Below are 20,853 nucleotides of genomic sequence, written 5' to 3' on the forward strand. Positions count from 1 at the left end.
AACTTCGAGGTGTGCAATGACCAAGTTCTCCGACCTGCTCTCCCAGATATGGGAAGCGCTCCCGACGATCTTCGACTTCTCGCGCGGCTACGACGTGGCCTTCGCCGGCAGCCTCGGCCTAACTCTCATCATGTGGGGCGTCTTCGCGATCTGCGCCGGCCTGAACATGCGTAACGGCTATGGCAACGCCCCGGTTTCCACCACCGGTAGCTTCGCCTTCAACATGCTCGGGCTGACCGCCCTGATGATCGCCGGCTACCTGATATGGGGTCGCTTCGGCGAGATCGTCATCGATGCGGTTGCCAGCGGATCGCCGGACATGGCCGTCCAGGCGCTGGGAACTTGCCTGGCCGCAGTTGTCGGCGCCATGTTCTGTCACATCTTCCTGACGAACAGCCTGGCGCGCATGTGATAACTGACGGGGCCCGATCTTTGGGTCGGGCCCCGGACGGTCTTTCTTGCAAGATCATTGAAATTATTAATTGGCACTCTTGACTAGTGAGTGCCAATTTTTTTATACTAAAATAGTTAGCAATCCATGCGAGAGATTGCTAAACTTGAACTAGATAGGTACGCGAATTTATAAGTAAGTAGGAGAAGTTATGGGAAAAATTATTGGAATCGACTTAGGTACAACTAACAGCGCGATGGCTTACTTGGTTGCAGGCAAGCCTGAGGTTATTACAAACGCCGAAGGAAATCGCACGACTCCTAGTGTGGTTGCGATCAATAAAAACGGCGAGCGCCTCGTAGGCCAAGTTGCTCAACGTCAACGCGTAACTAACGCAAAAAATACAATTTATGGTGTAAAGCGTTTGATCGGCCGCAAGTTTGACAGCGATGAAATTCAAAAAGACCTGCACCTAATGCCTTACGAAATCGTAAAAGCTGGCGACGGCGTAAAAGTAAAAATGGGCGACAAAGAATATAGCCCCGAAGAAGTTAGCGCCATGATTTTGGCAAAACTCAAAGCAGATGCCGAAGCCTTTTTGGGCGAAAAAGTTACCGAAGCCGTTATTACAGTTCCGGCCTACTTTGATGATAGCCAGCGCCAAGCTACAAAAGACGCTGGTAAAATTGCCGGCCTTGAGGTTAAACGTATTATTAACGAACCAACTGCTGCAGCCTTGGCTTATGGACTCGAGAAGAAAAAAGAAGAAAAAATTGCTGTATTCGACCTTGGTGGTGGTACGTTTGACGTCTCTATCTTGGAACTTGGCGACGGCGTATTTGAAGTTAAAAGCACTAACGGGGACACTCACTTAGGTGGTGAAGACTTTGACAACCGCATTATGAACTACTTTATGGAAGAGTTCAAAAAAGAGCACGGTGTTGACCTTAAGGGCGACAACGCAGCCATGCAGCGATTAAAAGACGAGGCCGAAAAAGCTAAAAAGGAACTTTCGAGCACAAACGAGACCGAGATTAACTTGCCGTTCTTGACTGCTGACGCCGATGGTCCAAAGCACTTTGAAACCAAATTAACTCGCGCAAAACTCGAAGAGCTAGTTGCCGACTTGATCGAAAAAACAGTTGCCCCCTGCGAAAAAGCCCTAAAAGACGCAGGATTGAGCGCGAGTGACATCAACGAGATTGTTCTTGTTGGTGGTATGACTCGTATGCCGGCAGTTGTTGAAAAAGTTAAAAAGATCTTTGGCAAAGAGCCGCTAAAAGGCGTTAACCCAGATGAAGTTGTAGCGATTGGTGCTGCGATTCAAGGTGGAGTTTTGGCCGGTGATGTAAAAGATGTGTTGCTTTTGGATGTAACTCCGTTGAGCCTTGGAATCGAAACCATGGGCAGCGTTACTACAAAATTAATCGAGCGCAACAGCACAATTCCTACGAGCAAGTCCGAGGTGTTTAGCACGGCTGCCGACAATCAGCCACAGGTAGAAATCCACGTTTTGCAAGGTGAGCGCGAGATGGCCGCTGATAACAAATCGCTTGGTAAGTTTGTACTAGATGGCATCGCGCCAGCGCCGCGTGGTGTTCCACAGATTGAAGTTACCTTTAACCTAGACGCCAACGGGATTTTGAACGTTACGGCGAAAGACAAAGGCACTGGTAAAGAACAAAGCATTACGATCCAAAACAGCGGTAACTTAAGCAAGGACGACATTGAAAAGGCGCAAAAAGAGGCCGAAGCTCACGCCGAAGAAGACAAAAAGAAGCGCGAAGCCGTAGACGCTAAAAACATGCTTGCGCAAACGATTTACCAAGCCGAAAAGTTGGTAGCAGACAATGCCGATAAAATTAGCGATGACGACAAAAAAACGATTGAAGAAGCTGTAACTGAGGCTAAAAAACACGAAAATTCGACCGACAAAGATGAGATCGAAAAAGCACAAAAAGATCTAAACGACAAGATCATGCCTATTGGTGCTAAAATGTACGAGAATGCGCAAAAAGAAGCGAAAACCGAGGAGCCATCCGAAGGTAAAAAAGATGAACCAGTTGAAGGTGAAGTTGTAGACGAGAAAAAATAATGACTAGCGCGACCCATTCGGTTAGTTGTAAGATTGCGATATATTCGCAAGATGGCTCAAAGGTTTTGGTGATGAAATACCCGCAGCTCGGAGCAAACGCTTACGGGCTGCCGGGTGGGCATTTGGAGCAAGGTGAAAACCCAGACGAAGCGGTTTTGCGCGAATTTAAAGAAGAAACTGGCGTAGACTACGACTTAAAAGTGCTACACGAAGATTTTTGGCTTCACGAAAACGGCAAAGTTGTTTTAGGATACATAGCGCACGCTGACTTCAATTTACCGTCGGCGCCTGATCCAAGCTTCGAAATCGCTCAGTGGCAAAAAATAGCCGACATTAAAAGTGGAGCCGTAAACGTTGGTTCATACAAAGATTTTGTAATTAGCAACGCCGGTTAAGGTAGAATAAAATTATGGCAGCACACGCTCACGTTCCAAAAAATGGCAAACACACTTTTTTAAATAAAATAGTGAACGTTATGGCTGTAGTAGGGCCTTTGTTTGGTTTACCGCAAGTTATTTCTATACATACAACACATCAGGTTGAGGGCTTGGCGCTTTGGTCTTGGATCGGTTTTTGCGCATACTCGATTGTGTTTTTGACATATGGTATTGTTTATAAACTGAGGCCGGTCATTTTAGCTCAAGTAATGTGGTTAACGGTCTATACGCTGATTATTGTTGGAATTTTACTGTACAATTAGGAGTTTTTGGTGAGTAAGCGCGATTATTACGAAATTTTAGGTATTACAAAGTCAGCCTCGGCTGATGAGATTAAAAAAGCTTTTCGTAAGGCTGCCGTTAAGTATCACCCTGACAAAGGTGGTGACGAAGTTAAATTTAAAGAAGCCAACGAAGCCTACGAAGTTTTAAGTAATCCCGAAAAACGCCAGAGGTATGATCAGTTTGGTCATGCTGGGGTTGGCGGGAACGCTGGCGGAGGCGGAGGAGGAAATCCATTCGGCGGCGCAGGTGGGTACCAATATCAAAATATTAACTTTGATGATTTGGGTCTGGGTGATATCTTTGGTCAGTTTTTTGGTGGTGGCTCGGGTGGCGGTGATCGACGACGCACCAGGCGCGGACAAGATTTAAGTGTAAATATAACGCTAACTTTTGAAGAAGCGATTTTCGGTGTAGAAAAGAAGATCGAGCTAAACACCGAAGATGTTTGTAAGCGTTGTAAGGGTGATGGTGCTGAGATCGGGTACAACTTACGCAACTGCACAACCTGCCATGGTAGCGGACAAATTAACCGAGCAATGAATACGATTTTTGGACAAATCCAGCAAACCACAGAATGTACCACCTGTAATGGGCGCGGTAAGATTCCTGAAAAAGCTTGCTCGGCTTGTAACGGTCGCGGAATTACCCGCGAAGATCAAGAGCTTAAGCTTAAAATCCCGGCCGGAATTGATGACGGCGCAACAATTCGCCTAAACGGTCGTGGTCAAGCAGTACAGGGTGGCGAAAAAGGCGATTTATACGTAAGTGTAAAAGTTAAGCCGCACAAAAAGTTCACCCGCGAGGGCAACTTAATTATTAGCAGCGAAAAGATCGACATGGTAACTGCTGCCTTAGGGGGTGAGGTTGAAGTTGACACCGTGGATGGCGAAATAACCATGAAAATCCCAGCAGGCACACAGGGCGGAACTGACTTTAAATTGCCACATCATGGCGCGCCAAACTTGCGCAGCGGAAACAGAGGCGATCACATTGTCACCATTTATGTTGAAACTCCAACAAAGCTAAGTAAAAAGCAAAAACAGCTGCTTGAGGAATTTAACGGGGCGAGCAAGCGCGGGTTCTTTTCTTAGCTACAGAGCGGGGGTCGGCAGGCGTATATTTTTAAGCTCAAGCTTTTCGTCGTATACTTAAAGTATGTCGATAATTGGCGCAAATCACTGGAACAGGCTAACCCATACTCAGCGCCGGGACAAGATTTTACGGTTTTATAAAACCAACAGCGCAGAGCTTGTGCATGAATTTTTAAGTATTGTCCGAGCTCAAAAAGGTTATGGAATTTATGCTAGCATCGGGCCTAATTATCAGTATGCGGTTTTTGGTCGCGATTCTGTCGTAGTCGCCGAAGACATACTCGAGGTAAATCAGGCGCTTGCCAAAGAGATTATTCTGCTTTTGGCCTTTTTACAGGGGCGCGAATTTAATTTGGTCAGCGAAGAAGAACAAGGCAAGATCCATCACGAATACAGATCTCTATATTTTAGCGGCAAACTTGTGCCTAAAGCCGCTCAGACAGCCTTTAAAAAACTAGCACCACATTGGGGCGGCACCGACAAGGACATGCTCTACTATGGTTCGTTTGACGCCACGCCACGGTTCGTGAGTTTAGTTCATAAATACTGCGAGCTTTATGGTCTGGAAATATTAGACTACAAAATAAGCTCAAGGATGGGCAACGATCAGATGACTTTACGTGAGTACGTTCGTCAGGCAACCTCTTGGTTTGTCGAAAAAATCACGGCGTCGTCGTGGAAGTTATTTGAATTTAGACGTATAAATCCCGAAGGGCTCTACAACCAGGCTTGGGCGGATTCGAGCTTGTCGTATTTGCACAAAGATGGAACGATTGCCAATAGCGATAGCGGCGTTGCAGCGATAGAGTTGCAAGGCCATGCGTATGATGCTCTCCGCGCAGCCGCTGAGCTCGTGGCACTCGATGGCGGCGAGGCTAACAGCTGGCGCCATTTAGCGAGTATAGTGCGCAACAACACGCTCGAGCGCATGTGGATGGACGATGAAAAGTACTTTGCAATGGGGTTGGATCGAAGTACTAACGGCAAGACCCGTTTTGTCAGCGCACTCTCTTCCAATTCGGCGCTTTTGCTTGGAAGTGGCATGCTCAGGTTAACGCCCCACTATCGAATGTGGTCTCATATAGAGGCGCTGGTAAAAAAGCTGTTTAGCGAAGAATTCATGACAATTGTTGGCCCGCGGATACGCTCGCTCAAGTATGCTGATCTTGTAAGCTACGCCGACTACCATGGTAGTTATGTGAGTTGGCCAAAGCATACACACGCGATTGCCCTAGGATTACGAAACCATGGTTTTTATAGACTAGCTAATTTATTAGACGACTGCGTCTTGCATGCGGTAGGTAAATCCGGTGAATTTTACGAGTTTTATTACGTAGATCGCTTAGGTAGACCAAAATACCACTACCGTCAGGAAAATCCTGATGAGCCCACTTTGCACGAATTCGCCGCCGCAGAGTTACCTGAGCAGGGACAAGCTTGGACGATCTCGGCAATTATTAATATCATAAATTACCGCCACTCCGAGCAGCCAATTCAACCAGTTTTAGGCGAAGTTAAAGCATTGGAAGACGAGATTCTACAACAGGAAAATGTAAAAAGTATAATCGAGCGCTTACCAAAAAAGTTAACTTGATTTTTAAAACTTGTTGCTGGTATACTTTTAGTAGCTTATCTTACTTAAGGTGTTCTTGGGCATTTTTGAAACAATGTGCTGTCTTGCACCGTATGTAAGAGGAGGGAGAAAATTAGAATGTCAAAACAACTACGTGTAGCAATGATAGCGCCGCCGTGGCTTCCGATTCCGCCTGCAGGTTATGGCGGGATTGAGAATGTCCTATATGCGCTTATTCCAGAACTTATGAAGCTGGGTGTTAAAATTGAGCTGTTCGCGACCGGCGACACAACTCTAAAAACCGATAAAAACCATTGGGTTTATAAAACTGGGCAGTATGAATATATACATAAACCTCAGTATGATTCTTTGCCAATTAGCGTGGCGCACATGTTGGAAGCTATTAACACCATCCGTGAGGATGGTGGTTTTGATGTAATCCATGACCACAATAACTTTTTAGGTCCGTTAGCTTTTGCTTTCGCCGACAAAAGTTTGCCGCCAGTCGTTCACACAATTCATGGCCCATGCTTTACGACCCCGGATCGTATTGCTATGGGAATCCCAGACAACATGCGAATGTGGCGAAGATTTGGTACGGCTAATGTACACTTTGTACCGATTTCGCAAGCCTTGGCCGACGCTGCTCCAAAAGAGTTAAAGCCACGCTTGCTGCCAGTTGTGCACAACATGATTAACGTTGAACAGTTTCCGTTTGTGCAAAAAAAGAGTGACTACTTTATTACACTCGCAAGATTCCATCCAGAGAAAGGTCAGGCGATCGCCGTTAAAGTCTGCCAAGACCTAGATTACAAGTTAAAAATGGCTGGTGCTGTTGCAGGGATTACATCCCCACGTAAACTAAGTATGGAGCTAGCGAATCCATTAAGCGATTTTAGAGGAACTGTGGACTTTCGGTATTACAGTGATCGGATTTTTCCACACGTCGCCGATAATATTGAATACGTTGGCGAAGTTGCAGGTGAACACAAACTTAGGTTTATAAGCAAGGCCAAAGCGCTTTTGTTCCCGATACAGTGGGACGAGCCATTTGGAATGGCCGCGATAGAGGCGTTAGCCTGCGGAACTCCGGTAGTTTCTATGGATCGCGGTGCGCTACCAGAAATAATCGATCACGGCGTAAATGGATTTTTGGCCAAAAATTATCGAGAGTTCAAAAAATACACACAAATGGTCGATCAGATTGATCCAGTCGCTTGCCGCGAGTCCGTAAAACGTAAGTTCTCGGCTGAGCTGGTGGCGAAGTGTTATGTGGAGCGCTATAGAACGGTAATTGCCCTAAATAAGGGTAAAACCCCACCTCCACCAGTCTGTTAATTGTAAAATACTATTGATAAAAAATTACTTAATCGTACAATATGCCACATGGACAAGCCGATTGTTGGAATTTTCCGAGAAAAACGCGATAATTACTTTGAATTTAAGGCGCCGCACTATCGACAGGCCTATATTGAGATTGGCTTAAAACTTGAACAAAAGGGGATTTATCCTGCGATTTTGGTTGGCCAAAGCACATATTTAGGTCAGGGAAAGTTCAGTAAACACTGGCATCCAGTAAAGGATGGCGATAACTTTGATTTTGAAGAGCGCGGTGAAATAACCGTTGATATGGTTTGGAATAAAGATCACTTTATTGATGACGGGAAGGTTCTAACGGTAAACACTCGCGAGCTCAATGAAATATGCTGGTCCAAAAATAAAACCTACGAGGTTTTGAGCGAGTTTCATCCTAAAACCTTAAACGTGCAAAGCGCACAAGAACTTAGAGACGCAATTGACTCTGTTCCAAGCGAAATGGTGGCAGTTAAGGAGATCGAGGGTAGTTCTGGTGATGGTGTTTTTGTGGGCTTAAAGCGCGATGCGTACAATACTAATCTAAAATTCCCGCTTATTGTTCAGGAATTTATAGAGACCAGCGCTGGTGTGCCTGGGATCACCGACAAACGTCATGATGTTAGAGTTGTGCTGGCCAACGGTCAACCCATTGCAGCGACGCTTAGGACTCCGCCCGAGGGTGGTTTTAAGTCTAACCTTGGATACGGGGGTGAAAATCGATTATTAAATATAAGTGATCTGCCAGATGATTTACTGCAGATTTGCTCCAATATTGATAAAGTTTTACAAAGGTATGGCAAATTTAGGCTGTATTCTGTAGACTTTGGACTGACGCCAAATGGTTGGCGAATGTTTGAGGCGAACGGCATGCCTGGAGTGATTGCGGTAAGTCGTGGCGAACAGGCGATTGAATATCAAGATAAGCTGACGGATTTTTTAAAGATGATCGGCGAACGGGTCAAAGGTAAAAAATGAATCGACCGATTTTAGGTAAGAGCGAAAAGATTAGCTTTCCAGAATTTGGCTTGACAGATGTTTTGGCTAAAGTTGATACCGGTGCATACACTTCGTCGTTAGATTGCGAGTTCGTAAAAGAGATCGAGAAAGATGGCAAAAAAGTCATCGAATTCGTACTTTTAAATACAAATCGCCCTGGTTATACTGGCAAAATATTTTATAGCGATGAGTATCTTTACACCGAAATCAAAAGTGCGAATGGTGTCCAGCTGCGCTATATGATCGTGACTGATCTTGTTTTGCACGAAAAAACATATTCAATCAGAATAAGTCTTAACGACAGATCAAAAATGATATATCCTGCCCTAATTGGGCGAAAATTAATTGCGTTAGGAGACTTTTTAGTGGATGTAAAAACCGGCGAAGGTCCAACCGACGACGAGGAGACGCGTGGATTATGAAAATCGGAATTCTATCACGAGAGCCTGAAAGCGTTGCAACAACGCGAATTTTTAATGAGGCAAAAAAACGTGGTCACGAAGTTGATATTATTAATTATACTGAATGTTATGGCACCGTTGAGCAAAGTAATCCGATTGTGCGGTACGAGGGTGAGGATTTAGGTGGTTATGATGCCATAATCCCGCGCATTGCGCAAAGTTATACCAAGTATGGTACGGCAATTGTGCGCCAGTTCGAGATGCAGGGTGTTTTTACAACTGCAAGCTCGATTGCCATCTCGCGATCCCGTGACAAACTGCGATCCATGCAGCTTTTGGCGCGAGCTGGGGTAGGTGTCCCAAAAACGCTTTTCGCCAGTGAGACCTCTGCCTTTGACGACGTGATTGCACAGCTAGGCGGCGCGCCGTTAATTGTTAAGGTTACGCGCGGTACTCAGGGAAACGGTGTGGTTTTGGCCGAGACCAACAAAGCCGCTAAGGCGGTAATGCAGGCATTTTATGTGGAAGGTGTGAACTTTTTGGTTCAGGAATTTGTAAAAGAATCTGCTGGCACAGATATTAGGGCTGTAGTAGTTGGAAATAGGGTTGTGGCGAGTTACATGCGTCAAAGTTTGGATGAAGATTTTCGTTCTAATATTCATCAAGGCGGAGTAGGCAAGCCAATTAAAATTACCGACGAAGAGCGCCATACTGCAATTAAAGCGGCGCGCGCAACCGGGCTACCAGTTTGCGGTGTAGATATGATGCGATCGGACCGTGGCCCATTAGTGCTTGAGGTGAATTCATCACCGGGACTTGAGGGCGTGGAACGCACAACCGGCCGCAATGTCGCCGAAAAAATAATTGAATATATTGAGCTAAACGCCAAACGACGCAGTAAAAAAGATCGCATTGGCGCCTAAGATCGTAAAATTGCTCAGCTGGTGTTAATATGTGCTTATGCCTGCTACAATTTTTTTAGCCGGGATAGGCGTAGCCTTATTTGCCTTAGCATTCTTAACTAAGCGCTCGTTTGGAGTCCTTGGTTTGGCACTTGCTGCCGGGTCACTGATTAGCGCAAATTTTGCAAATATCGTAACCACGCTGCTTGAATCCAACGGTGTTTCGGTTCAGTTTATTCCACTATCAACACTTGTGGAGTTACTTTTAGTAATCACGCCAGCGATTATTCTGTTGGTTAGCGGTCCAACTTACAGCGCAATGTGGATGCGAATAATTGGTTCATTAGCTTTTGCGGTCTTGGCGTTGGTGTTTTTGTTGCAGCCACTCGGTGAGGCTTTGAATCTGGATGGTCCATCGTTACAGACTTATCAGTGGTTTAGTTTAAATCAAAGCATTATAATTGTGATAGGTTTGATTTTGGCGGTTGCTGATACCTTATTTGTAAGAGGTAATAAACCAGCCAAGAAACACGGGCATTGACAAAAACAGATCAAAAATGGTAAAATTCTTCTGTTTTGTTAGTGCAAAACTACGCGGGACCATAGCTCAGCTGGTTAGAGCACCTGCCTTTTAAGCAGGGTGTCCTGGGTTCAAGTCCCAGTGGTCCCTCCAGAATTTATCAAAAAGCTCCTGTGCAGGGAGTTTTTTGTTGTCTAGAAAATGAGACAGTTTTTATCTTATAGCATATGATTTTATACTTCAGTCGTGTCTAAAAAGAAAATCCTGGTAACTGATAGCTTATTTATTTTCGACGAACACGTTAAACAGCTTAATGACGCTAATATATTTGTGGAGCGCTTAGATAAGTTGCGTGCCACCGAACAAGAGCTTATATCGGCTCTAAAGGGCAAAGATGGCTATATTTTGGGCGGTGACGAGCGTGTGAGCGATGGCGTTGTTAAAAGCTTTGACAATCTTAAGGTGATTTCGGTTGCCGCAACCGACTGGCGACAGTTCGTGCCTGGGTGGCGCGAGGCGCTCAGTATGGGCATAAAAATTACTAACGCGCCGCATATTAATGCCAAGGCAGTTGCGGAATGGTTATTAAGTACTGGTTTGGCGATGAACCGCGATCTGTTTGGATTAGGCAAAATGGGTGACAAAACTTTTAATACCGTAAAAGAAATCAGCGAGCTTAAAGTGGGAGTAATTGGCCTAGGGCACATTGGTTTGGAAGCTGCTCGGCTTTTTGATGCAATTGGCGCAAACGTAGTTTATTGGAGTAAAAGCGTCAAGAATGTGAAATTCAAAAAACAAAATCTTAACCAACTCTTAAAAACTAGCGATATCGTGTTGTTTTGTGTCTCGGCTGCTGCCGGTGAAGATTACGTTAATGCCGACAAACTGAAGATGTTAAAAAATGGTGCAATCGTAACGTCGTTGAACATTGCCGTGACAGATGAAGAAGCGCTTTTGGCGGAGCTAAAGAACGGCAGAATCAGAGGATTCTTAGATTGGACACCTAAAAATCCTGAGTTTCAAAAAATATCATTTAGCAATTTTTATTGCTCAAACTCCAGCTCGGCGTTTAACACTCATAGGGCAAATAAAATGACGAGCGACATTGTCACTAGGTCGATTATTAAAATTTTAAATAGCCAAGACGATGAATATGTAGTAAATTATTAAATTATGAAACACCTGTATCTTTCTAATCGCGATAAGAAAATTTCCGGCCTTTGCGGTGGAATCGCCGAATACCTAAACGTAGACTCAACAATCATTCGACTACTTTGGGTAATTGTTACAATCTTTACGGGTGTATTCCCGGGAGTGCTGGCTTATTTAATTGGCGTGGCTGTGGTGCCGCAAGCACCAGCAAAATAGCGATTACCCGCCAAGTGCGGGTTTTTGTTAATATTAAAGCATGTGCAGGAATATTAAGACCTTATATAATTTTGATCCGCCGGCAACCGATGACGAGGTTTTTGCGGCAGCTTTACAGTATGTTCGTAAAATATCCGGTTTCCACGAGCCGTCAGAGGTTAACAGAGAGGCTTTTGAAGATGCAGTTAAAGAAGTCGCACACGCGTCGCAGCATTTGCTGGATCACCTAAAAACCAAAGCCCACCCGCATAATCGCGAAGAAGAAGCTAAAAAAGCGCACGAGCGGGCTTTAAAGAGGTTTGGGGGTAGGTAATTTAACTTTAATGTGTGTCGCGCCGTTTGGGATGTCGGCGCCTTCTTGGACGTCACAAAAAATCTGTTTAGTTCGATTGTCGTTTTGATGCGACTTCATGAAGCGAACACCCGCTTGACCCGAGGAGCCGGCGCTGAATTTCAGGGATTCGCGCATTGAAATTTGCTGAGAAATAAGCTCGATCTTGGTTTTATCTAAAGTGCTGGCGCGGTCAACTTTGAGTTTACGGTCTTGAAGCTTCCATTTTTTGCGCATCACCGATAATAGGGCGTGAGGTCGGTCACAAATTACGGCGACCTGACCATGGGGTATGTATGTTAGAATTTGCGATATCAATTCTTCAATCATTTTAGATCTGTTAGCAACAACAATTACATCTGAACGCGGCCTCACGTACCCTCCTCGGTCTAGCAGTAGAATGAAATTTTTTACAGTTTGTGCTACTCTTGATATCTGTAGATAATATTTACAGCATTTACCAGTTGCTTAAGTAAATGATATATTCATAAAATAAGTCATGTCAATAACAAAGTTGTAGAATCTCATGCAGTACTTCAGAAATCATGAACTAGCTAAAAGATATAACGTCTCTCAAACTACTGTTGGCAAGTGGGTGGAAGCTGCAAAAAACGGCAAACTAGATTTATCAATGATTGAGGATTCGGGTAAGTCATTTATAGCTGCAACGAATAAGAACTCGAAAGTCATCGAGGAACTGTTGGAGGATAGGAAGAAGTACGTTAATAAGCTTAGCCACAAAATCGTAACGCCAAAACCTGAGTTTTATGCCCGTTTTTCTCCTGAGCAAGTCTTGGATATCGTAAAGTCTTTAAGCGTTAATAAAGAGTTGCCGTGGTCTTATAACTACCACGGGCAAGGCGCAGCGTATTGGGATAGACAAGTTAAGATTAGACTTAGCGAATACGGGTCGCTTCCTGAAAGCGCTCTCATGAAGATGACTAAAAGTTACATAGATTCGATCACGAATGGATATAAAATAAATGTTATTGATGTTGGACCTGGAAATGCAGAGCCGGTTCGAGAATTTATAGCTGATCTTATAAAAGAGGGCAGGATGGGGCGATACATTGCAATCGATTCCAGTCCAGAAATGCTGGTTTTGGCCGAGAAAAATTTGAAAAAATGGTTTGGCGTTGGATTTAATTTTGAAGGCGATATTCGCGATGTGACTTACGAAAGATTTAGTGAGGTAATTGCTAAGGATAAAAATGATAAGTCTGTAAATTTACTTTTATTTTTAGGAGGAACTCTTTGTAATTTCCAATCAATGAATGACGCATTGAGAGTACTGTACGGAAGCATGGGTCCAGATGACTATCTTATACATAGTCAGAAATTGGATACTATTAGGAATAGGAGTATTTTTAGCTTTGAGCGGAGCAGAGGTGAGAAAAAACTAGCCTCTAATTACAGGACTGTTGTCGACCTCTTGAATATTGATGACGACTCCTTATTTAATGTAGTAATGGGGTTTGATGAAAAGCTACAGCGCAGGTATCTTGGCGTAGAATTAAGAGTGTCGTTGACCATTGACTTTAAAATTGAAGCCTGCAATTTGACACAGTCTGTAGACTTTAAAAAAGGTGATGTAATAATGCTTTGGTACTATAAGCATCAATCAGCCGAAGAAGTAATTGATCAATTTAGCGATAATGGTTTTGATGTTATTCACTCTAGTCAGACGCAGGATAGGGAGTTTATGATAGTCGTCACTAGCTTGAAGCATGCTCGTTGAATTCGCTAAACAGATGTAAAAATGCTAAAATAACTATATGAAAATTCTAGACGGTCTTGAGTTGGCTGGTTATATTAAGGAGCGGCAGGCTCGGCAGGTGCGGGCGTTGCGGCAGTCGCAACAAATCTTTCCTAAGTTGGCGATTGTTCGCACTATTGACGATGCGCGGATCGCGGCTTATGTCCGGCTTAAAAAAGCTTACGGTAACGATATTTTAATTGATGTAGAGGAGCATTTTGTTCGGCAAGGCGAGGCTTTGGAGCTGATCAAAAAACTCAATGCGGCGAACGATGTGACTGCGATAATTATCCAGCTGCCGCTTGCTGATCCCGCTCAGACAGAAGAGCTTTTAAACGCGGTTGATCCTAAAAAGGATGTCGATGGCTTGGGCAAAAACGCAATTTTGCAACCTGCTACCGCACTTTCGATTATGTGGTTGCTAGATGGCTATAATATTGAACTTAGGGGTAGAAAGATTGTAATTGTTGGTCGTGGTCGTTTGGTTGGGGCTCCTCTTGAGAAAATGCTTAAAGAACTTAACTTGGATGTTACGGTTGTAACAAAAGAGACCTCTGGGAATGAACAAGTTATTCGCGACGCGGATATTTTAATTAGCGCAGCCGGTGCGCCAGGGCTTGTAAAATCTGACATGATTAAAATTGACGCCGTTGTGGTTGACGCGGGCGTGGCTACAGATAAAGGGAAGCTCGTAGGTGATATTGATCCGGCTGCACGTGAGCGTCATGATCTTACCATTACTCCCGAAAAGGGCGGCGTTGGGCCGTTAACGGTGTGTGCTTTGTTTGATAATGTGATCCGCGCAGCCTCCTTGAATTGACTTAACTAAGCAAAAGTTATATAAGTTCGGTATGAATATTTACCGACGGTACAGCGAAAGAACGCCGCTAAAAGAAGACCTCGAACATAAAGCTCAGAGGCGACGAAAGTTAGGAATGGCAGCGATTACTGCGGTAGTTTTAGTCGTAACAGGTCAAGGAATCGAAGCTGCGGGTGACGTGGTGGATTTACTAAAAAACACGTACATATGGCAAACCAACGGTTATGAGCCTGGTGAGCCAGTCATAAATCAGCCGCTTTTAGAGCCCGAAAACGGCGTAATGAACTAAGCTACGCCCAAAGCTTCTTTGACTTTTTGGGTAACCTGACTTGGAGTTAAATCAGCTTTAACAATGTAAGAATGAACATTTAAGTCTTTTAGTTCTTTCGGGGCCTCCTCTTCGCCGAGGTTTGTCAAAATTATAACCGGAATGGTTCTGCCCCAATCTGTTGCGCGAATTTTTGCCAAAGCTTGTTCGCCGGTCATTTCGGGCATTTTCAAATCTAATAAAATCATGTCGGGTTGCATTTCTTGGCAAAGGTCAACGCCCAGTTTGCCGTTAGACGCAACTTGAACGTCAAAACCTTCGCTCGCAAACTTCATTCGATACATTTGGGCGATCACATCGTCATCTTCGATAATTGCGATTTTCAGAGGCTTGTCGTTTTTCATAGTTATTTAATTATAACCTAAAAATCCCAAAAAATCATGAGCATAAGCGCATACACTTTGGATGTGTATTTATATAATAAATTCTAGATATTGCAATTTTTAGGAAGGTATGATATACCTAAAAACAGTCAAATCAATGACAGTTATGCTGAAATATGCCAAAAAAAGCAAGTATCTAAACGTCAAGTTTATTGAACGTCTAGAATACATTACCCCTTATTTTTTATTCGATCTTAAAAAAATCGACAGCAATTACAATGCGCTTAAAAAGCACCTAACTAACTTTACTATATCGACTGCCAATATTGCAAATGTAAAATTTACATCTTTTGCCGATCAAGAAGGAGTTAGATAATGAGTTACAATAGCAACTTAAATACGCAGACCCCAACGCCATTTATGCTTACAGACCTTGGGGTGATTCGAAACCACTGCCGAACTTTTAAACGGTTAATGCCAAAAATTGAACTTTCGTATGCAATGAAAGCCTATCCAGACGACCAAGTACTGCGCGTAGTGGGTGAAGAAGTATCTGGGTTTGACGCCGCATCTATTGGCGAAATTGATAAACTTTTAAATATTGGTGTAGACCCAGCTAGGATCGCCTTTAATAACCCTGTCAAATCGCAACAAAACATAGATGAAGCCGTACAAAAAGGCGTGGTTAAATTTACCTTTCAGTCTAGACAAGAGCTAGATAAACTTGCTAAAAGTGGCAAAAAGCTTGAAGTTTTTGCTCGGGTAAAAATGGATGATAGCCACAGTGTTGTTCCACTTTCGACTAAATTTGGTTGTGCGCCCGAAGATGTAACTGAACTTTTACAGTACGCCGAACGACTGGGATTGGCTGCTAAAGGTATTGCGTTTCATGTTGGCTCCCAACAAACTGGCCTAAACGAATGGACAAGCGCAATTAAAAACGGTATTCAAATCATTAGAAATGCACAAAAGAGCGGTGTAAAGGCCGATATGATCAATGTTGGTGGTGGCTTTCCGGCGCAGTACCACAAAGGTGATACGACTTTTAAGCAGGTTGCCGAACAAGTCAATGCTGCAATTGCTGACGCCGATGACATTAAATTTATCGCCGAGCCAGGACGTTATCTAGCGGCTGAATCTTCGATGATCATAACTAGTGTGATCGGTAAAGAAGAGCGCGGCGGTAAAACCTGGCTATTTTTAGATACCGGTATTTTCCAGGCCTTTGCAGGTGCTCTACGTTTTAAACCTTTCCCATACCCGCCATATTGCCAGGATAAAACAAGCGAATCGACCAAAGACTATGTTTTGACTGGCCCGACCTGCGACTCGCAAGACGTTTTTCCAGAAGAGATGACCCTGCCTGATAACGTTGGGGTTGGCGACAAAATATGTTTTCCAAATTCTGGTGCGTACACAGTAGTATACGGCTCGGATTTTAACGGTTTTAGTGTTCCCAAAAGGGTATTTATAGATTCGGAAAGGTAAAAATGGAAATAGTAACTCACGACCCAACAGATCAAGAATTTAAGCGGGTTGATGAAGCTGCAGATCCATTATCCCAGCTAGAGCGCGACGTTGAAAACAAAGAAATTGGAACGCCGATAGACTATGAAACTTACCGCGCATTTTGCGACGTGGCCAACGACGGTTTTAGGCGAATTGGGATTTTAGACCCAGAAGCTTATGAGTGGGCCGTTCGCGACAAACGCACAATTCTTTGTAACATCGATGGTCGTACAGTGCCGGCTTTGGTGCCGCTTGACTACGAGGCGCGCTATAACGATATCCGGACTAAGGAGATGGTCGGAAAGCATGAGGTGATGTTGTTAACGATCCCGATAGATACTGTTGCCGAAGCAAATTTTTCGTTGCCACAAATTTTAGAAGGTCAGGGTTTGCGCGGTGATTTTGGGATTTTGGTTGAACAACTCCACGAAGGATCGGAGGCTGATATTGAGTTTAAGCGCCAAGAACTAGCTAGGCAGTTCGCCTTTTTTGGCGATCTACAGGTTTATGAATTTACTGATCCGCGCATCGATAAACCAGATAACAAAACATCCTGGATGGCCGTTTACGACTTTAGTTTTAAGTCAGAACGCGAGTATATGGGTGAAAAAACTGGACTTAAACCCGTTGATGCTCTAACAGAAGCCTGGAAGGCTTACAAAGCCGAGAAGAGTTTACCTGACGAGCCGTCACAAGATTCCAACGCAACCTATCTTTTTACGGCGCGTGAACTTATGGAGAACCAAAGGTTACTCAACGACCTGTGGGCGATCTCGGAGGTGGGTTTCGGCGAAGTCTTAGGTGCGTACCACCCAATTTCGATGGAAGTTACAAAAAGCTTTTTTCAAGCGCACGTTACCAGCGACGAAGTTTTAACGTCTGTAAAATTTGTTAATGGTAAGGCGGTTTGTTTTGGATTTTTAGCGCCAAACATGGAATATAACGACTGGATGGATTGCGACTCGACAGTATTGAAGGAGTCGATTCAGGGTGCAAAAGAAAACGGCAAGCAAGTCGCTCATTTCTTTGAGCTGATAAGTGGTGGTGAAGCGGGTTTAGCGCTTTCGTCGAGTATTATCGACTTATTCTTGGAGCTTGCAAGTCGCACAGAATATCCAGATTGGCATGTGATTTTTGAATCAACGAACTTGTCCGATATGTATATTCCACGAATCGCTGAGCTCTTGATCCGACGATCGCAAAACGTTTTGTTGACTCAACCAGTAAAAAAGGCAGCCCAGCTCGATTACTGGTGTCTTGCTGCTTAATTGATGTACAATTAAAGCATGAGCTTATTTTGTCGTACTGGGCAGCAATGGACGGTTTAGTCTTTACTTTGCTGCTGTTGTATTTTATTGAGGTCATAGGCTTTTTTGTAATTGCCGGCTTGGTTATATTGCGCAAAAGAACCTCGCTTTATGTTGGGTTCTTTTTGTTTTCGCTTTTTGTGGGAATTTGGCAGTCTATGCAGTTTTTGTCGCAGGTTGTCTCAGCTAATCATGCGGCTGCTGTCGCGTTTTTGCAGACCTCGATTGTTTTTGCTGGCCCGATGGCAGCATTCTTTTTGATTTTTGCTAGGCTTTATACAGGTCAAAAACCCAAGTATTTACTGTATGTAAGCATCGGAACTCTAACCGGTTTGATAACGCTTTTATCCGATAACGTGCAGAATGTCGAAATTGATTATTTGGGGATTGGCGTTCCTAAGCTTGACTTGTGGTATGGACTGCTGATCGGTTTTGGCGCTTTTTGCATAACATCGGGAGTAGTTAAAATTATTTTGCATTTAAAGCATGCAAAAAATCAAAATGATCGTCGGCGCGATATAACTCTAATTACTGTGATGGCAAGTGTCGGTGCTTTAGTCACATTTTCGAGTTTTTACACATCCGACTTTTCCGCGAGTATAATCGCGCAACATTTAATTCCGGCTGCGGTTTTGGCTGCAATGTTCTCGTTTTTCTACGTGATTTATCGCGGCTTGTTTGATATTCATTTTTTTGTGATTCGTGCTTTATCATATTTGATAACAGTTTTTATCTTGACAGTGTTTGTGATAACTCCAATTGTGTTAGGTTTAAGTTATGTTGCCAATGTTAAATTGACTTTTGGTCAAGTAATAATTTTGGCACTTGGCACGGTCTTACTACTTTACTTGTTACTTTTGATTAGACGCGTTTTTGACAAAGTAACAAAGCGTGTGTTTTTCAGGGATATATATAGCTCGCAAGATGTCATTGACAGCCTGAGCGGCGCATTAGCACGCACAATCGATCTTGATCTGATAATTCAAAAGAGTTCAAACATTTTAACGCGGGCACTAAAACCGACTTTTGTTAGATTTATTTTAAACAACGTACATTCGGGCGAGGATCAGGAATTGCTTAACACTATCCAGGAATTCTCGTTTCCTAAAACGAACTGTATCTTATTCGATGATTACTCGGATTCTAAGCTGCCGCGAGTAATAAAAGAAAACAAGGTTGATGCAGTTGTGCGTTTAAGATCAACCAGCGCTGTAATTGGCTATATTGTTTTGGGACACAAAGAGTCTGGTCAAACATACACGACGCGCGACACAAGGCTTCTGAGCACTGTATCGCAGGAGTTAGCTATTGCCTTGCAGAATGCGTTGCATTTTGAGGAGATCCAAAACTTTAACCTAAAACTTAAACAAGAAGTCGAAGACGCTACGGCTCAGCTTCGTGAAACCAATAAAAAGCTGCGTAAGCTTGACGAAATTAAAGATGAGTTTATCAGCATGGCCTCGCACCAGCTTCGAACGCCGCTCACGAGCGCCAAGGGGTACATTAGCATGGTTTTAGAAGGCGATGTGGGTAGGGTGACTCCACAGCAACGTGAGTTGTTGGAACAGGCTTTTAGCAGTACTCAGCGTATGGTTTATTTGATCGGTGATTTTTTAAATGTTTCACGCCTGCAAACTGGTAAGTTTATAATTGAATGGAAGTTATCTAATTTGGCGGATATTGTCGAGCAAGAGGTCAAACAGCTGCGCGAAACCGCGAAGCGCCGCGACATTGAGTTAATTTACGACAAGCCACAAAACTTCCCTGAGATTTACTTGGACGAGACTAAAATCCACCAGGTAATCATGAACTTTATAGACAACGCTATTTTTTACACCCGACCTCAAGGCAAAGTCGAGGTCAGGTTATCCGCGCTACCCGAAGGCTATAAACTAGAAGTAAAAGACAACGGAATCGGTGTCCCCGAAGCTGAACGCCACAAATTATTTAGTAAGTTCTTTAGAGCTGATAATGCCAAAAAAGCTCGGCCAGATGGCACTGGAATCGGTCTGTTTATGGCTAAAAAAGTAGTTAACGCACTGGGCGGTAGTTTAATTTTTGACTCTAAAGTAGGCAAGGGGAGTACGTTTGGGTTTTTGCTGCCGAGTAGTTTGAAAGAAAAACCCAGTTCAATTATTCAGACTGATCAGAATTAATTTCCCTCCACCGTTTGATCTCGTCTTGGGTTGGCTTTGATAAACTTACGTCAATCTTAATACTACTAAGTAATAAATCTAAAGTTCTACTGTTAAGTAATTCAATTATTTTATCTTTATCAAATCCGTGCTTGTAGTTTTTGGCCCATACGGCAATGTGATTTTTTATCTGTTTGTATTTAGGGTGTAGTTTTTTTTGAGTTATAGATTCACGGGCTAGTTTTAAAACTTCTTTTTTGCTGAAGGTTTTAGATATTAAATACCCTGCAGTAACTGTAGTCGATTCTTTTTCTTGTAGAGTGTCGCTCATTTTGCAGTAGGCGTATGTTTTCTTACGAAGCTCTCGACTGATCGTGTCTGCTAAAATCACCGACAGCCTTGTGAAAATTGCAAGATTCTCATCGTTTTGTCCATAAGCTGTCTTAGGTAATTTAATTTTAATCCGCAATCCATTAAAGTTTTCAAGCGCAGGAATAAACTTGTAGTAGTCTAAATTTTCATGATCAGCGTCCTGAGGGTCTTTAAAGTTACTTGTTTTTTGCCAGTCGTTGTTGTAAAGCTTATTCAAGGCATCCTTCAAGGCGTCGATTTCAAAATTAATTCTGCATGCATCCTCTGCTTCAACCTCTTTTATTGCTGCAGTAATTTGGACGTCCTCGGGTGGCTGTAGGTTTTTTAAGGATTCCTTAAAAACACTAATTGTGTTGTCGTCGTAAAAAACAAACGACAGCTTAATTAAGTGGCCACTAAATGTGTTGGCAAAGATAAAGAAGTCAATGTCTGGTACGAACCCTTTTTTAGCTAAAGTATCCTCAAGGTTTGCAATGACAATATGCTCATATAAATGAGCTATATCCCAGTTGTGGGGTTTGTAGTTTTTTGTAAAAAATATTGTCTTCATTTTGTGA

General features: G+C 43.4%; 24 protein-coding genes and 1 tRNA gene. 22 read left to right on the top strand and 3 right to left on the bottom strand.

Annotated features, from left to right (window positions below; all coding sequences use genetic code 11):
• The first annotated feature begins 16 nt into the window (after window positions 1–16).
• The 15 genes from VLA77_01775 to VLA77_01845 all read left to right on the top strand — a co-directional run bounded on the left by VLA77_01775 (window position 17) and on the right by VLA77_01845 (window position 11,728).
• On the top strand, window positions 17–412 hold the full coding sequence (locus tag VLA77_01775; GenBank protein HSE29292.1) for a hypothetical protein: 396 nt from the start codon (window positions 17–19) through the stop codon (window positions 410–412).
• A gap of 190 nt (window positions 413–602) precedes the next feature.
• Entirely contained in the window at window positions 603–2,486 is a 1,884-nt protein-coding gene (gene dnaK, locus VLA77_01780; GenBank protein ID HSE29293.1) for a molecular chaperone DnaK, read from the top strand.
• A complete protein-coding gene (locus VLA77_01785; GenBank protein ID HSE29294.1) occupies window positions 2,486–2,881 on the top strand; it encodes an NUDIX hydrolase in 396 nt (131 codons plus the stop codon). Before dnaK ends, VLA77_01785 begins: the two co-directional genes overlap by 1 nt.
• Before the next feature lie 14 nt (window positions 2,882–2,895).
• Entirely contained in the window at window positions 2,896–3,186 is a 291-nt protein-coding gene (locus VLA77_01790) for a hypothetical protein (GenBank protein ID HSE29295.1), read from the top strand.
• A gap of 9 nt (window positions 3,187–3,195) precedes the next feature.
• Complete coding sequence (gene dnaJ / locus VLA77_01795) at window positions 3,196–4,299, top strand: molecular chaperone DnaJ (GenBank protein ID HSE29296.1); 1,104 nt, start codon at window positions 3,196–3,198, stop codon at window positions 4,297–4,299.
• Window positions 4,300–4,363: 64 nt separating this feature from the next.
• Window positions 4,364–5,893 (top strand): hypothetical protein, encoded by a 1,530-nt coding sequence (locus VLA77_01800; GenBank protein HSE29297.1) that lies wholly within the window; start codon window positions 4,364–4,366, stop codon window positions 5,891–5,893.
• 117 nt (window positions 5,894–6,010) lie between these two features.
• The gene (locus tag VLA77_01805) at window positions 6,011–7,210 is read left to right on the top strand and encodes a glycosyltransferase family 4 protein (protein HSE29298.1); all 1,200 of its coding nucleotides are present in this window, start codon (window positions 6,011–6,013) and stop codon (window positions 7,208–7,210) included.
• Window positions 7,211–7,258: 48 nt separating this feature from the next.
• Window positions 7,259–8,203, top strand: coding sequence for a hypothetical protein (locus VLA77_01810; GenBank protein HSE29299.1), 945 nt, complete (start codon window positions 7,259–7,261; stop codon window positions 8,201–8,203).
• Entirely contained in the window at window positions 8,200–8,646 is a 447-nt protein-coding gene (locus VLA77_01815) for a RimK/LysX family protein (protein HSE29300.1), read from the top strand. The genes VLA77_01810 and VLA77_01815 overlap by 4 nt, the downstream gene beginning before the upstream one ends.
• Window positions 8,643–9,548, top strand: a complete 906-nt coding sequence (rimK, locus tag VLA77_01820; GenBank protein HSE29301.1) for a 30S ribosomal protein S6--L-glutamate ligase — start codon at window positions 8,643–8,645, stop codon at window positions 9,546–9,548. Before VLA77_01815 ends, rimK begins: the two co-directional genes overlap by 4 nt.
• Window positions 9,549–9,585: 37 nt before the next feature.
• Window positions 9,586–10,068 carry a hypothetical protein gene (locus VLA77_01825; protein ID HSE29302.1) on the top strand — a complete coding sequence of 161 codons (483 nt, stop codon included), beginning with the start codon at window positions 9,586–9,588 and terminating at the stop codon, window positions 10,066–10,068.
• Between the two features lie 55 nt (window positions 10,069–10,123).
• A tRNA-Lys gene (locus tag VLA77_01830) sits at window positions 10,124–10,200 on the top strand.
• A gap of 93 nt (window positions 10,201–10,293) precedes the next feature.
• Window positions 10,294–11,217, top strand: coding sequence for an NAD(P)-dependent oxidoreductase (locus VLA77_01835; GenBank protein ID HSE29303.1), 924 nt, complete (start codon window positions 10,294–10,296; stop codon window positions 11,215–11,217).
• 3 nt (window positions 11,218–11,220) lie between these two features.
• On the top strand, window positions 11,221–11,415 hold the full coding sequence (locus VLA77_01840) for a PspC domain-containing protein (GenBank protein ID HSE29304.1): 195 nt from the start codon (window positions 11,221–11,223) through the stop codon (window positions 11,413–11,415).
• 40 nt (window positions 11,416–11,455) lie between these two features.
• Window positions 11,456–11,728, top strand: a complete 273-nt coding sequence (locus VLA77_01845; GenBank protein HSE29305.1) for a DUF2277 domain-containing protein — start codon at window positions 11,456–11,458, stop codon at window positions 11,726–11,728.
• Here VLA77_01845 and VLA77_01850 read toward each other — a convergent pair.
• On the bottom strand, window positions 11,705–12,121 hold the full coding sequence (locus tag VLA77_01850) for a hypothetical protein (GenBank protein HSE29306.1): 417 nt from the start codon (window positions 12,119–12,121) through the stop codon (window positions 11,705–11,707). The genes VLA77_01845 and VLA77_01850 overlap by 24 nt on opposite strands.
• A gap of 151 nt (window positions 12,122–12,272) precedes the next feature.
• Between VLA77_01850 and VLA77_01855 the strand changes: the two genes are divergently transcribed.
• Genes VLA77_01855 through VLA77_01865 form a run of 3 tightly spaced genes read left to right on the top strand, consistent with a single transcriptional unit; the run spans window position 12,273 to window position 14,611 of the window.
• Entirely contained in the window at window positions 12,273–13,484 is a 1,212-nt protein-coding gene (locus VLA77_01855) for an L-histidine N(alpha)-methyltransferase (GenBank protein ID HSE29307.1), read from the top strand.
• Window positions 13,485–13,521: 37 nt separating this feature from the next.
• Window positions 13,522–14,322: a bifunctional 5,10-methylenetetrahydrofolate dehydrogenase/5,10-methenyltetrahydrofolate cyclohydrolase gene (locus VLA77_01860; GenBank protein HSE29308.1), complete on the top strand. Its 801-nt coding sequence runs from the start codon at window positions 13,522–13,524 to the stop codon at window positions 14,320–14,322.
• 31 nt (window positions 14,323–14,353) lie between these two features.
• On the top strand, window positions 14,354–14,611 hold the full coding sequence (locus VLA77_01865; GenBank protein HSE29309.1) for a hypothetical protein: 258 nt from the start codon (window positions 14,354–14,356) through the stop codon (window positions 14,609–14,611).
• On the opposite strand, the gene VLA77_01870 is transcribed toward VLA77_01865, so the two are convergent.
• Window positions 14,608–14,994 (bottom strand): response regulator, encoded by a 387-nt coding sequence (locus tag VLA77_01870; protein HSE29310.1) that lies wholly within the window; start codon window positions 14,992–14,994, stop codon window positions 14,608–14,610. The two genes, VLA77_01865 and VLA77_01870, sit on opposite strands and share 4 nt — an antisense overlap.
• A gap of 136 nt (window positions 14,995–15,130) precedes the next feature.
• On the opposite strand from VLA77_01870, the gene VLA77_01875 reads away from it, so the two are divergent.
• Genes VLA77_01875 through VLA77_01890 form a run of 4 tightly spaced genes read left to right on the top strand, consistent with a single transcriptional unit; the run spans window position 15,131 to window position 19,945 of the window.
• Window positions 15,131–15,349, top strand: coding sequence for a hypothetical protein (locus tag VLA77_01875; GenBank protein HSE29311.1), 219 nt, complete (start codon window positions 15,131–15,133; stop codon window positions 15,347–15,349).
• Window positions 15,349–16,461 (top strand): type III PLP-dependent enzyme, encoded by a 1,113-nt coding sequence (locus VLA77_01880; protein ID HSE29312.1) that lies wholly within the window; start codon window positions 15,349–15,351, stop codon window positions 16,459–16,461. The genes VLA77_01875 and VLA77_01880 overlap by 1 nt, the downstream gene beginning before the upstream one ends.
• A 2-nt stretch (window positions 16,462–16,463) precedes the next feature.
• Window positions 16,464–17,750 carry a hypothetical protein gene (locus VLA77_01885; GenBank protein HSE29313.1) on the top strand — a complete coding sequence of 429 codons (1,287 nt, stop codon included), beginning with the start codon at window positions 16,464–16,466 and terminating at the stop codon, window positions 17,748–17,750.
• 47 nt (window positions 17,751–17,797) lie between these two features.
• A complete protein-coding gene (locus tag VLA77_01890) occupies window positions 17,798–19,945 on the top strand; it encodes an ATP-binding protein (protein HSE29314.1) in 2,148 nt (715 codons plus the stop codon).
• Here VLA77_01890 and VLA77_01895 read toward each other — a convergent pair.
• On the bottom strand, window positions 19,923–20,846 hold the full coding sequence (locus VLA77_01895) for a hypothetical protein (GenBank protein HSE29315.1): 924 nt from the start codon (window positions 20,844–20,846) through the stop codon (window positions 19,923–19,925). The two genes, VLA77_01890 and VLA77_01895, sit on opposite strands and share 23 nt — an antisense overlap.
• Window positions 20,847–20,853 lie beyond the last annotated feature (7 nt).

The organism is Candidatus Saccharimonadales bacterium, assembly GCA_035457485.1.
Taxonomy (GTDB): domain Bacteria; phylum Patescibacteriota; class Saccharimonadia; order Saccharimonadales; family EFPC-124; genus DATIBO01.

Excerpts from the sequence above, each read along its gene's own strand:
- VLA77_01775 (HSE29292.1), top strand. The coding sequence starts at position 17 with ATGACCAAGTTCTCCGACCTGCTCTCCCAGATATGGGAAGCGCTCCCG.
- dnaK (HSE29293.1), top strand. The coding sequence starts at position 603 with ATGGGAAAAATTATTGGAATCGACTTAGGTACAACTAACAGCGCGATG.
- VLA77_01785 (HSE29294.1), top strand. The coding sequence starts at position 2,486 with ATGACTAGCGCGACCCATTCGGTTAGTTGTAAGATTGCGATATATTCG.
- VLA77_01790 (HSE29295.1), top strand. The coding sequence starts at position 2,896 with ATGGCAGCACACGCTCACGTTCCAAAAAATGGCAAACACACTTTTTTA.
- VLA77_01800 (HSE29297.1), top strand. The coding sequence starts at position 4,364 with ATGTCGATAATTGGCGCAAATCACTGGAACAGGCTAACCCATACTCAG.
- VLA77_01805 (HSE29298.1), top strand. The coding sequence starts at position 6,011 with ATGTCAAAACAACTACGTGTAGCAATGATAGCGCCGCCGTGGCTTCCG.
- VLA77_01810 (HSE29299.1), top strand. The coding sequence starts at position 7,259 with ATGGACAAGCCGATTGTTGGAATTTTCCGAGAAAAACGCGATAATTAC.
- VLA77_01815 (HSE29300.1), top strand. The coding sequence starts at position 8,200 with ATGAATCGACCGATTTTAGGTAAGAGCGAAAAGATTAGCTTTCCAGAA.
- rimK (HSE29301.1), top strand. The coding sequence starts at position 8,643 with ATGAAAATCGGAATTCTATCACGAGAGCCTGAAAGCGTTGCAACAACG.
- VLA77_01825 (HSE29302.1), top strand. The coding sequence starts at position 9,586 with ATGCCTGCTACAATTTTTTTAGCCGGGATAGGCGTAGCCTTATTTGCC.
- VLA77_01840 (HSE29304.1), top strand. The coding sequence starts at position 11,221 with ATGAAACACCTGTATCTTTCTAATCGCGATAAGAAAATTTCCGGCCTT.
- VLA77_01845 (HSE29305.1), top strand. The coding sequence starts at position 11,456 with ATGTGCAGGAATATTAAGACCTTATATAATTTTGATCCGCCGGCAACC.
- VLA77_01855 (HSE29307.1), top strand. The coding sequence starts at position 12,273 with ATGCAGTACTTCAGAAATCATGAACTAGCTAAAAGATATAACGTCTCT.
- VLA77_01860 (HSE29308.1), top strand. The coding sequence starts at position 13,522 with ATGAAAATTCTAGACGGTCTTGAGTTGGCTGGTTATATTAAGGAGCGG.
- VLA77_01865 (HSE29309.1), top strand. The coding sequence starts at position 14,354 with ATGAATATTTACCGACGGTACAGCGAAAGAACGCCGCTAAAAGAAGAC.
- VLA77_01870 (HSE29310.1), bottom strand. The coding sequence starts at position 14,994 with ATGAAAAACGACAAGCCTCTGAAAATCGCAATTATCGAAGATGACGAT.
- VLA77_01875 (HSE29311.1), top strand. The coding sequence starts at position 15,131 with ATGACAGTTATGCTGAAATATGCCAAAAAAAGCAAGTATCTAAACGTC.
- VLA77_01880 (HSE29312.1), top strand. The coding sequence starts at position 15,349 with ATGAGTTACAATAGCAACTTAAATACGCAGACCCCAACGCCATTTATG.
- VLA77_01885 (HSE29313.1), top strand. The coding sequence starts at position 16,464 with ATGGAAATAGTAACTCACGACCCAACAGATCAAGAATTTAAGCGGGTT.
- VLA77_01890 (HSE29314.1), top strand. The coding sequence starts at position 17,798 with ATGGACGGTTTAGTCTTTACTTTGCTGCTGTTGTATTTTATTGAGGTC.
- VLA77_01895 (HSE29315.1), bottom strand. The coding sequence starts at position 20,846 with ATGAAGACAATATTTTTTACAAAAAACTACAAACCCCACAACTGGGAT.